Source organism: Hugenholtzia roseola DSM 9546, assembly GCF_000422585.1.
GTDB lineage: Bacteria > Bacteroidota > Bacteroidia > Cytophagales > Bernardetiaceae > Hugenholtzia > Hugenholtzia roseola.
The window spans coordinates 25,792-37,391 of sequence record NZ_AUGI01000057.1 but is presented as its reverse complement, the minus strand read 5'-3'; the positions used below and the strand labels follow the sequence as shown (position 1 = coordinate 37,391).

The following is an 11,600-nucleotide window of genomic DNA, read 5'->3' as shown; positions in this document are numbered from 1 at the left end:
AGCAATGAAGGCTAAGGGTTTTGATGCAAAAACCATTTCCGAAATTACAGGGCTAAGTATAGACGAAATTGATAAGTTATGATTCAAAAATCCTTGAACAGATAACTTTAAAAAAAGAAAACTTTAGAAAAATATTGAACATCATGCAAGACATCAAAATCGGAAACCTGACCATAGGGCAAAATCACCCTGCATTTGTAATAGCAGAAATAGGTTCTAACCACAATCAGAGCCTACAACTTGCGTATGAAACGATTGACGCTGCTAAAGAAGCAGGCGCAGATGCTGTCAAGTTTCAGTCTATTGACGTAAATAAACTTTACCTGAATCCAAGCAAGGCGACCATTGATTTACACAAAAAAATCGACCTCCCCGAAGAATGGCACTATCTTCTTTCTGATTATTGTAAAAAGAAGGAAATTGTTTTCTTTTCATCTCCAACTTATTTAGAGGCAGTTGATATTTTAGAAACAATTAATGTATCGCTGTACAAACTTGCTTCCGCACAGATTGGAACTTTTCCACAACTTGTAGAAAAAGTTGCCCAAACGAACAAGCCGGTTATTTTATCTACAGGCTTAGTTAGTTACGCCGAGTTAGAAAAGATTGTCAAGATTTTCCATTTGGCTCAAAACAATCAATTTATTATCTTGCATTGCAATAGCATTTATCCCACTCCTTATGAAAAAGTACATCTTCCTTTGATGCACACTTATCAAAAAATGTTTGATTGCATTGTGGGGTTTTCAGACCATACAGCGGGTATTTACGCGCCTATTATTGCAGTGGCACAAGGTGCAAAGGTGATTGAAAAACACTTTGCAATAAGTAGAAAGCTACCTGTACCAGACGCTCCATTTTCTCTCGAACCACACGAACTTAGAGAGATGATAAATGGCATCAGGATTGCCGAACAGATGTTAATACCACAAGTTCGTCTGCAAATAGAAAAGGAAGAAGCCAACTTTAAAAAGGCAATCGGCACGAAGTTAGTTTTAGCAAAGAATAAAAATGCAGGCGAACCCTTACAGAGAGAAGATTTTATCTTTCGCAGGCATAGCGAAGGTATTGATTGTAAGGAGTTGGATAGACTTTTATTATCAAACTTTTTCTTTAAGGAAAACGTAATGCGAAATACTTTACTCGATTATCAACATATAAGTTTATGAAAATGAATAAGATACCTATTGTTCCACGTTCTTGTCCCATTTGCAGCAGTGTAAATTCTGAAACCTTATGGGAATATGAATATTTGACTAAAACTTGTAATCAGTCTTGGTTATTTAACGTGCATAATGTAATATGTACAACGTGTGGTTTTGTATTTACCTCCCCGGTAGCAGATGAAAACGTACTAATGAGTTATTACGCAGACTCCTTCACGAGATTTGTGACACAAGATTTAGATTACAATGTAGATAAACGAATCTGTATAGTACAAAAATATGTGGATAAAAGAGAGGTCTTTGTAGAGTTTGGTGCTAATGTGAAAACAGAGTTTCATAATAGGTTAGAAAAGTTATTTAGCAGTGTTTTGACTGCTGAACCCAACGAAAGTGCTTCAAGCGATTTTAAAAAAATAAGCGATATATCTAACATTCAAGCTGATTGCGTAGCACATTATTTTGTGTTAGAACATGTACCTGATATTAGTACGTTTTTACAACAAATTAGACTTCTTCTTAAACCAGAGGGGATAATGATATGTGAAGTCCCATTGCTATCACTTTATGAAAAGTACATTTCTCCTCTTATATTGCACGAACACGTTAATCATTTTTCAATAAATAGCCTTATTGCTATTGCAGCCCAGAATGGTTTTGAGTTGATAGATAGCTCAGTTGAAGAATGCAGTCGTCCTTTTGGATTTGTTAGTGTTTTTAGAAAGGTAGAGTATTCGGAAGAATTAATTCCAGACGAGTATGCTCAAAACAAAAAACTTTTTTTGAAAGGGCTACATCAAAAAGATTTATTTTTAAAAGTAATAGAGGAAGCCAGAAGCCTTATTCGAGAATGTGAAGATGATATTATTTTAATATATGCTGCAAATGAAACTACTAAAAAATTAATAAATAATTTAAATATTCCCAAGAATGTTTATGTTGTAGATTCAAATCCGTTAAAACGTGATTATTTCGCTCCTATGTTACGAGTATATTTACCTGAGGAAGTAAAAGATGAAATTTTAGTTGCCAAACATCTGATTATTTGTACTCAAAATCACGCAAAATCTATTATAAAAAATTTAGAAACTAACTATAAAAAAACATTTCAAACTAACTAAACTTATATTGTAGATAGGCTTTAATTTTTATTTTTATATGAAAAAAATATTAGTCATAGGGGCAGGCTGGGAACAGTATGCTCTTTTAGAAACGATAAAAGAGGCGGGGTATGGCATAGTGGCTACGCATCCGCATCTTCGCGCTGATGGCTTTAAATTGGCAGAACATTTCTACGTGAAAGATGCCCATGATATAGCTGCGCACTTGCGTATCGCTACTTCTCATGGCGTTGTGGGTATCATTACGGATAATTGCGACTATTCCTTTTATACGGCTGCCGTAATCGCAAATAAATTGGGCTTGCCCTTTGCCAATATAGCGTCTGCCATTTTCTCAAATGATAAGTACGCGCAGCGAGAGCGTTGTAAAAATACGGAGGTGTATCAGCCACAATACGCTAAGGTACGTACTCCCGAAGATTTGGCACAAGCAGCCTCTTCCATAGGTTTTCCGCTAATATTGAAGCCGACAGATAGTCGCGGCACATTTGGTGTTACGATTGCACGCCATGAGCAAGCACTTTATGATGCTTATTACGAGGCTTTGCACTATTCCCCTTCTCATACACTCATTTGCGAAAAATTTATCGAAGGTACATTGGTTACAGTTGATGGGTTTTGTTTTAAAAATGGACACAATGCTTTGGCGGTAGCATCACGCAAGTTTGAAAGGGGGGCAAAGCCTGTAACAAAGGAAATTATCTATCCTGCGCAATTTTCAGCCGACCTCAACACGCGCCTTCTGTCAAATCATGAGCGCGTAGTGGAACTTCTTGGCTATACCTATGGGCATACGCATGGTGAATATATCGTAACCAAAGAGGAGGAAATTTATTTGGTAGAGTGTACCAACAGAGGCGGTGGGGTTTATACTTCATCGGTAATTGTACCCATGCTAACTCAGATAGATTTGAATAAAATCTTATTGCATCAATCTTTGGGAATAGATGATTTTGAAGTTCCTAAGTTGGGTTTAGCTTTCATGAAAAAGTCTATTTTACTCACTTTTTTAGATTTCCAAGTTGGAAAAGTACTAAAAAGCATCAATGTAGAAGAGATGCTCGCCAAAGAGTACACGCTACGTTATCGAACCATTTATGGTGAAAATGATATGGTGGAGTCGATAGAAAATTGCGCATCTCGTCATTCTATGTTAGTTTTGCAAGGAGCTAATGCAGAAGAAACCCTACGCAACTTTGAAAACTTTAAAAATGACCTAAAAATAGAATACTACAAATGATACATATTTTAGAAAACACGCTTCGTGACGGCTCTTATGTTATAGATTTTCAATTTGACAAAGTCCAAACTGCAAATATTACAAAAGGACTCTTTGAATTGGGTTTTCGCTCAATTGAAGTAGGGCACGGATTAGGTTTGGGTGCTTGGAATAAGGCTCATATTGGACTTTCTAAAGAAGATGACTTTACATATATCCGTTCTGCAAAAGAAGCCGCTCCTGATGCTGAAATTGCGGCTTTTTTCATACCCGGTATCGGAACGACAGAAGACATAGACATAGCCATTGAAGCAGGACTTTCTTTTCTAAGAGTGGGAACTAATGTAGACACTTTTGAAAAGGCGGAGCCTTTTGCCGCTTACGCTAAAAAGAGAGGACTAAAAGTTGCGCTAAATCTTATGAAAAGCTATGGCGTAAAGTCCTATGAATTTACCAAAATTGCGCAACACATCAGAGAATGGCAGGTCGCTGACATTATCTACTTAGTAGATTCTGCTGGTTGTATGATGCCTAACGAGGTATTTGAGTATATTAGTCGCACCAAAGAGCGAGTAGATACGCATTTGGGCTTTCATGGGCATAACAACCTATCAATGGCTATCGCTAACAGTATTCAGGCTATTGAGGCTGGTGCAAGTTACATCGATACCTGTGTGCGCGGTATGGGTAGAAGTGCTGGAAATGCGCAAACAGAAATCGCTATCTACTTACTACAAAAAATGGGAATTAGTCCTATTGATACTGAAATATACAAATTCTACGAATTTGCAAATGAGTTTATTGTCCCTTTGATGTTGCAGCCACAAGGTCTTACAGACGAAGAAATCCACATTGGAATTAGTAGGTTTCATACCAGCTATTTGCCTATGGTACAAAAAGCGGCTCAAAAGTATCAAGTTGATAAAAAGCGGATAATAAAACAGGTATCCGATATTAACTGCATTAACCCAACAGAAGACCTATTTATGGAAGTCGCGTCTAAATTGCAAAAAAATGGATAAAGACAAATTTTTGGATATATCAAACAAAATGATAGAGCGATACTCTACTCGATATCAGCATTTGGGTAAAGATGTTCGCACTTTGGGCTGGGGGTCTATCGAACAACAAAGTTATCGTTTTGCGCAAACTTTTGAAGGAATAACCTTTACAACTGATAAGACAATATTAGATATTGGTTGTGGCTTTGGCGACTATTTGGCACAACTCAAAGCTCGTAATTTTCCTTTCAAAAACTACATAGGTTGGGACATCAATCCCGACCTAATTGAAGAAGCCAAGCAAATATGGTCATCTCCCTTAGCATCTTTTGAGGTTAAAAATATTGGAAGCCACCGTTTGGAAGCACCCGTAGCAGATATCGGGATTATGTTGGGGGTTTTAAATCTCAATTTAAAAAATCAAATAGATAACTATGATTATTCTTTTCAGTTTATAGAAAATGCTTTCTCTTCTGTAAAAGAATTACTTATCGTTGATTTTCTAAGTACAAAACATACCCCAGAATATCCTGTAGAGGATTTTGTGTTTTATCATAATCCTGCTAAAGTGCTTGAATTTGCGCTTTCTTTAAGCCCTAATGTGATGCTAAAGCATCATTATGCCGCCATTCCACAAAAAGAATTTATGTTATTCATCTATAAATCATAATGAAAATATTTGATTTTAATATTCATCTACCTTATCTTCAAGATAAGGACGTTAATAAAGTAATCGCACAAGACCTGACGCTTGATGTGGAGGGTATTTGCAAAGGATTAGAAATACACAAAACCAATATTCAAAAGGCTGAAGCTGCCAACTTTTTACTATTCAATACTAAACTATTTGATAGTAATGTAGCACCTTTTTTGAAAACATCTAATCAATTATTTGAAAAAACGACCTTTACAGCCCTTATCGATTTTCGTCGTTCTGATATTTTATCTTATGTAGAAAAAATCAAAGAGAGTGGGGTAGGTGCTATCATGTTTAATTCCTACTTACAGCAAATTTCAGAGCCTGATTTTGTAGAAATAGGAAAGATATGTCAATTTGCAGAAAAATTAGGGCTGATTATTTGTATAGATGGCAGTTACGGGACTTCAAAGATGTATGCCTATGATAATTTAAAATTAGCTTGTTTTGTCGCTGATATGGTCTCGAAAGTACCGATAGTTATCGTACATAGTGGCGGGTATCGCATAATAGAGGCTTTTTTGTTGGCAGATGCTAAGCCTAACATTTGGTTGGATACTTCTTTTTCTTTGCCTTATTACATAGGTTCTTCTATAGAGCAAGATTTTGCCTTTGTCTATAAAAAGATGAACGCAAGACGTATAGTTTTTGGAACGGATTATCCTTATGCTAATTCTGAAGCTGCTATTGAAATACATCAAAACTTTTTTGATAAACATCAATTTTCCGCACAGGAGCAAGAGCAGATATTCTACCAAAACGCCTTAGAATTGTTCCAAATATGAAAAAATTATTGATTATTACTGAGGCTGGAAAAGGAATTGGTCTTGGACATTACACGCGCTGCTCTGCCATTCAACAAGAAGCCCTTAAAAATAAGATTGACGCTTTGATGTTACTTTATTTAAGAGAAAATTCTGAGTTTTCTATAAAAGGAGAAGTTTTTAATTGGCTCGAAAATATAGAAAAAATTAAAGAGTACGCCTCCTATGGCTATGTTTTAGTAGATTCCTATTTGGCTACCTCATTGCATTTTGATTTTTTAAATCAACACTTTAAAAAAGTATTTGTCATAGATGATTACAATAGGATTGAGTATCGAGCAGACCTAATAATAAATCCAAATGTTTTTTTTCAGAAAAAAAGCTATAAGAATCAAAATGTTATAGGAGGAAAAGAGTTGGTTATTTTAAGGGAGTCTTTTAAAAGAGAAAACCCCATTAAACCAAAAGAAAATATGAATAGACTACTCATAACCATTGGGGGGAGCGATTTTAGAAATTTGCTTCCTACTCTTTTAGAAGTCGCATTACAGACTACCATACCCGAAATTTTTATCATTGACCCAGAAGCTAAACTTTTTAGTAAAGATTTGCCCAAAAGAGTACATTTATTAGCCAAACAAACCGAACAAGAAATGTTTGACAACTATCAAAAGGCGGACATTGTAATATCCGCCTGCGGACAAACATTGCATGAATTAGCAAGCATGAGCAAGCCTACTGTGGGAATTTGTTTGGATATAGACCAAGAGCCTAATCAAGTATATTATTTCAATCAAAGCTTTCTTCTCAAAAAAATAGAATGGAATAATACAGACTTATCTGAAAAAATTTTACAGAATATCTCTTTTTTAGAACCTTTTTATGTTAGGAATTTAATATATCATTATGCTCCAACTTTGGTATCTAAGAAAGGGACAGAACGTTTATTAACCCTACTTATAAAAAATGCTTAACCTTTTCCAAAATAAAAAAATCCTTTTAGTGGTAGCGCACCCCGACGACGAACTTTTGGGCGTAGGGGCGACGATGCACCACCTTATTCAGTACCACAACTGCCAAGTGAGAGCCGTTATCTTAGGAGAAGGCATTACCTCGCGTGCCGATAAGCGCGATAGAGCGCAATGGGAACAAGAACTTGCTACGCACAGAAACAATATCTATGCGGCTCAAAAATGTATCGGATATGAAAGCGTCGGCATCTATGATTTTCCAGATAATCGCTTCGATACCGTCGCCCTTTTAGACTTGGTAAAAGTTGTGGAAAAGGAAAAACAAGCCTTTCAGCCCGAAATAATTTTTACCCATCATGGCAGCGATACCAATATCGACCACCGCCGCACCTTTGAAGCAGTCATAACCGCTACCCGCCCGATGGCGCACGAAGTAGTGAAAACAATTCTCACCTTCGAAACGCCTTCTTCTACTGAATGGCAGGCATTTAACTATCCCAACCCCTTTCTACCCAATTTTTTTGTCAGCGTAGGCGAAGAAAGTCTGGACGCAAAAATTAAAGGCATGGAAAGTTACGAATTTGAGAAACGCGCCTTTCCACACCCTCGCTCGCCCGAAGCCCTGCGCATTTTGGCACAACGCTGGGGCGTGGTAGTAGGCAAAAACTTAGCAGAGGCTTTTATGTTGGTTAGGCACATTGCTTAAAATAAAGCGCACGAAATCTTTTTCCTTCGCTAAGAAAGGAGTAAAAGGCTTGCAGCTTTGAAAATCTTTCTTTACTTTTGTCGTTCTTTATACGACCCTACCAAACGCTAAGGGTTTGAGAAAAACAACCACCTCAAAAAAACACCTCGTCGGAGGGCTACAAGCCTTTTAGACGGTTAGAAACTTACTTTTTATGTCCCAAACTGTCATTCGTGTAGAAAATATTAGCAAGCAATACCGCTTAGGCGTGATTGGTTCGGGTACGCTACGCGACGATATAGCGCGTTTTTGGGCAAAAGTGCGCGGAAAAGAAGACCCTACTCTAAAAATAGGGCAGGTCAATGACCGCGCAAGGGCTGCCGAAGGCGATTATGTTTGGGCTTTAAAAGATGTGAGCTTTGAAGTGCAGCAGGGCGAAGTCTTGGGTATCATTGGCAAAAATGGAGCAGGCAAATCTACTTTGCTCAAAATCCTTTCGCGCATCACGACCCCAACGCAGGGCAGTATCAAAATGAAGGGGCGCGTCGCCTCACTCTTAGAAGTGGGAACAGGCATGCACCCCGAACTCACTGGCAGAGAAAATATTTTCCTCAACGGTGCCATTTTGGGTATGCAAAAGTCGGAGATTCGAAAAAAATTAGACGAAATCATCGACTTTGCGGGTATTGCCAAATACATAGATACGCCCATCAAAAGATATAGCAGTGGCATGAGCGTGCGCTTAGGTTTTGCAGTGGCGGCTTTTTTAGAACCCGAAATTTTGATTGTCGATGAGGTCTTAGCCGTAGGAGATGCCGAATTTCAGAAAAAAGCCATCGGAAAGATGCAGGACATCTCGAAAGGAGAAGGCAGAACGGTGCTTTTTGTGAGCCATAATATGCAGTCTGTTTTGAATTTATGCACAAAGGCAGTGTTGATGGAAACAGGTAGCGTAACTTCCTTCAATGATACGCAATCTATCATAGATAAATACTTAGGAATAGAGAAAAACAGCAATCGTCTTAAATCTCTTGTAAAAGAAGAAGAAATCACAAAACTTGTAACCAAAGTTCCTGCTGATTTGACAAAAAGACATTTTCAAATAATAGAACTTTCTTTACAAGATGAAATGCAAAATTTAAAAGAAGTCTTTACACATGGAGAAAAAGTCTTTGTTAAGCTAAAAGTGAAAGTTTTTGAAGCTATGCAAGATTTTCGCGTTGTGCTTTCTGTATTTTGTCAAAAGCAACCCGAACAGCCTTTACTCATTGCACAAGCCTTAGACTCTCCTGCGTATGTTTCTGAACTTGAAACCCTTGCTACTCTTAAAAAACCGCTTCTAAAGGAATTTATCTGTGAAATTCCTGCTTTCTTTTTAGGTGAAAATAAATACGAACTTAATATCGATGTTTATTATCCGAAAAGAGAGCATCATACACTCTATAAGGCATTAACTTGGAGCGTCTTGTATACGGGGGAAGTTGTTTATGGTTCTTTTAAAGAGGCACAGCTGCGCCCTCATTTTAATTGGTCTTTTCAATAAATACATTTAAACTATTTTATGGATAACGTTCAAGAAAAAATCATAAATTCTGCCGAATTTCAAGATTTTTTATCTTTTGCAAAACAAAACAAAATAGAAAATAAAGAAGGGCAGCCTTATATACTTTTAGAGGGTTTTTTGCACGTTTCAAGATTTGTGCTTTTGAATACCTATTTAGGTATTTTAGCGAATAAGCAAGGCTATAATGTCGCTTTTATTGCAGGAAGCGACGGTAACACTCAATGTAATATTGCATACAAGGCATTGGGGGCAGAACCCATTTATCTTTCTGAATTACAATACAAAAAAAGTTTTATACAAAAGATTATTTCAAAACTAAAGAGAGAGCTAAGAAAAAGTTTGCTTCAAAAAGACCTTACAAACTTACTTAATTTTAAAGAAGGAACTGTTAATATAGGGGCTTATGTGTATGATACTGTCATAAGAGTTACCCCTAATGTATTTACGATTAGCCAAGCTCAATATCAAGTTGTGGTAGAAAAATTAGAGCAGGCAGTAGAGGTTTATTACAAATACAAGTCTTTATTAAGTGCTAAAAACATTAAGTATATCGTACTTAGCCACAAGTTTTATATTAACTATGGAATTTTAGGGCGTGTTGGAATAGAAAATGGAGCGTCTATATTATCTATTTTTGGAGGACTCATAAAAGAGATAAAAGATGAAGACTTCTACATGGAAAGTGATACCAAAGTAACACCAGAAATTTTAGAGCGTTTGTATCAACTTCCAAAAGAAACAATATTAAATTTCATTAGTAAAAGATTTAGTGGCGAGGTACTTCAACACGACGTTTATTATGCCTATCAAACAAAGAGAGAATATGAAGATACGGAAGTTTATTTGAATTTAAAATTAGATAAAGATAAGCCGATTGGTTTGATTATGACTCACGCTTTTAGTGATGTGCCTCATTGTACAGGATTTTCTATTTATTTAGATTATTACGATTGGTTTGTAAAAACGTTAGAATTGATTAAAGATATTCCACAAGTTCAATGGCTCATAAAGCCTCACCCTGCCTCTGTTCTGTACGAAGAAGTAGGTGTAGTAGAGGAGGTTATTAAGGCTTTTCCTCATATTCAATTAGTACCAAACGACATAAAGCCAACTTCTTTATTCAGAATCAGTGATGCAGTTGTAACAGTGCGTGGTACAGCAGGGGCAGAAGCATTGTTATTTGACAATCAAATTATTTTGGCTGGTGCTTCACCCTATGATAGTTTGGGCTTAACAATAAATTGTAAAAATGAACAAGGATACAAATCAACGCTTTCCCAAATACAAAAAAAGTATAAGCGTACAGAAACTGAATTATATAAGGCGCAATGCGCTCTCTATTGGATTACCTCAAATGCAAGTTATTCTGATGATTTAATAGGTTCGGGAATGCCCCCTAATCTTTCAAACGAGGTCATCTTTGATACCGAAACAAACAATTACAAGCAAGCTTGTCATCTTCTAAAAATGCAAGATTGGCAAAATCATGTTTTTATCAAAAATATTAACCGTATATTTCTTAAAAACAATTCTAATTCTTTATCTGTATTTTCTCCAATCGCTTAAATTCTAAAACAACATGTTTCGTAATATTATATCTTCTTTATTTCCCGAAAAAGTTAAGCATTATTACCGTTTGCGTAAATATCCTGAATATCGACAAAATTACGAAGAAGAGCAAGAGCTACTCCGTCTTAAACATCAGAAGCAAGAAATCACCTCTAATCTACTTGGTTTCCCTTTTAAAGCTCAAAATGGATTAGTTTTTGTCAAATCCTATGAAGAAATTTATCAAAAAAATAACTATTATTTTGAAACTGATAAAGCCGCGCCTGTCATAATAGACTGTGGCTCGAATGTAGGCATGAGTATCTTGTACTTCAAAAAGCTGTATCCAAATGCAAAGATAATAGGTTTTGAACCTGATGCTTATATTTATTCACTATTAAAAGAGAACATAACACTTTTTTCAGATATTGAAGTATATCAGAAAGCTGTTTGGACAGAAGACACCACACTTAGTTTTGTTTTGGAAGGAAACTTTTCGAGTAAAGTTTCTTTGGTTGATGATAAATCCAACTCACGTATCGTCAAGGTTGAGGCGGTAGACCTCAATAAGTTTTTAGAGCAAAAAGTTGATTTTTTTAAAATTGATGTAGAAGGTGCGGAATACTATTTAATAGAACATATTGCTCCAAAACTTGTGAATGTAGATAAGATATTTATAGAATATCATTCTTTTAGTGAAAAGCCTCAAAATTTATCTGTTATATTAAATATTTTAGAAAAACAGGGCTTTCGTTATGACATAAAACAACCATTCCCAACAAAGAGACCCTTTATAGACCAAGTTACGCGCATGCGAGAGAAAATTTTTGATACGCATTTTGAAATCTATGGATTTAAACTTTAAAC

The 11,600-nt window shown here is 36.2% G+C and carries 11 protein-coding genes; all 11 read left to right on the top strand.

What is annotated here, in order from left to right; all coding sequences use genetic code 11:
- Positions 1–143: 143 nt before the first annotated feature.
- Entirely contained in the window at positions 144–1,169 is a 1,026-nt protein-coding gene (locus G500_RS0107225; protein ID WP_051203356.1) for an N-acetylneuraminate synthase family protein, read from the top strand.
- Positions 1,166–2,284, top strand: a complete 1,119-nt coding sequence (locus tag G500_RS0107220; protein ID WP_086047846.1) for a methyltransferase domain-containing protein — start codon at positions 1,166–1,168, stop codon at positions 2,282–2,284. Before G500_RS0107225 ends, G500_RS0107220 begins: the two co-directional genes overlap by 4 nt.
- A gap of 37 nt (positions 2,285–2,321) precedes the next feature.
- The gene (locus tag G500_RS0107215; RefSeq protein ID WP_027002087.1) at positions 2,322–3,524 is read left to right on the top strand and encodes an ATP-grasp domain-containing protein; all 1,203 of its coding nucleotides are present in this window, start codon (positions 2,322–2,324) and stop codon (positions 3,522–3,524) included.
- Positions 3,521–4,525 (top strand): beta/alpha barrel domain-containing protein, encoded by a 1,005-nt coding sequence (locus tag G500_RS0107210; protein ID WP_027002086.1) that lies wholly within the window; start codon positions 3,521–3,523, stop codon positions 4,523–4,525. Before G500_RS0107215 ends, G500_RS0107210 begins: the two co-directional genes overlap by 4 nt.
- Complete coding sequence (locus tag G500_RS0107205; protein WP_027002085.1) at positions 4,518–5,174, top strand: class I SAM-dependent methyltransferase; 657 nt, start codon at positions 4,518–4,520, stop codon at positions 5,172–5,174. The genes G500_RS0107210 and G500_RS0107205 overlap by 8 nt, the downstream gene beginning before the upstream one ends.
- Positions 5,174–5,986 (top strand): amidohydrolase family protein, encoded by an 813-nt coding sequence (locus G500_RS0107200; RefSeq protein ID WP_027002084.1) that lies wholly within the window; start codon positions 5,174–5,176, stop codon positions 5,984–5,986. The genes G500_RS0107205 and G500_RS0107200 overlap by 1 nt, the downstream gene beginning before the upstream one ends.
- The gene (locus tag G500_RS0107195; protein WP_051203355.1) at positions 5,983–6,939 is read left to right on the top strand and encodes a hypothetical protein; all 957 of its coding nucleotides are present in this window, start codon (positions 5,983–5,985) and stop codon (positions 6,937–6,939) included. The genes G500_RS0107200 and G500_RS0107195 overlap by 4 nt, the downstream gene beginning before the upstream one ends.
- Entirely contained in the window at positions 6,932–7,642 is a 711-nt protein-coding gene (locus G500_RS0107190) for a PIG-L deacetylase family protein (RefSeq protein ID WP_027002082.1), read from the top strand. The genes G500_RS0107195 and G500_RS0107190 overlap by 8 nt, the downstream gene beginning before the upstream one ends.
- Before the next feature lie 193 nt (positions 7,643–7,835).
- Positions 7,836–9,164 (top strand): ABC transporter ATP-binding protein, encoded by a 1,329-nt coding sequence (locus tag G500_RS25460; RefSeq protein WP_086047845.1) that lies wholly within the window; start codon positions 7,836–7,838, stop codon positions 9,162–9,164.
- Positions 9,165–9,182: 18 nt separating this feature from the next.
- On the top strand, positions 9,183–10,751 hold the full coding sequence (locus tag G500_RS0107180) for a capsular polysaccharide export protein, LipB/KpsS family (RefSeq protein ID WP_027002081.1): 1,569 nt from the start codon (positions 9,183–9,185) through the stop codon (positions 10,749–10,751).
- Positions 10,752–10,764: 13 nt separating this feature from the next.
- Complete coding sequence (locus G500_RS22695; RefSeq protein WP_051203354.1) at positions 10,765–11,598, top strand: FkbM family methyltransferase; 834 nt, start codon at positions 10,765–10,767, stop codon at positions 11,596–11,598.
- Positions 11,599–11,600: the final 2 nt, after the last annotated feature.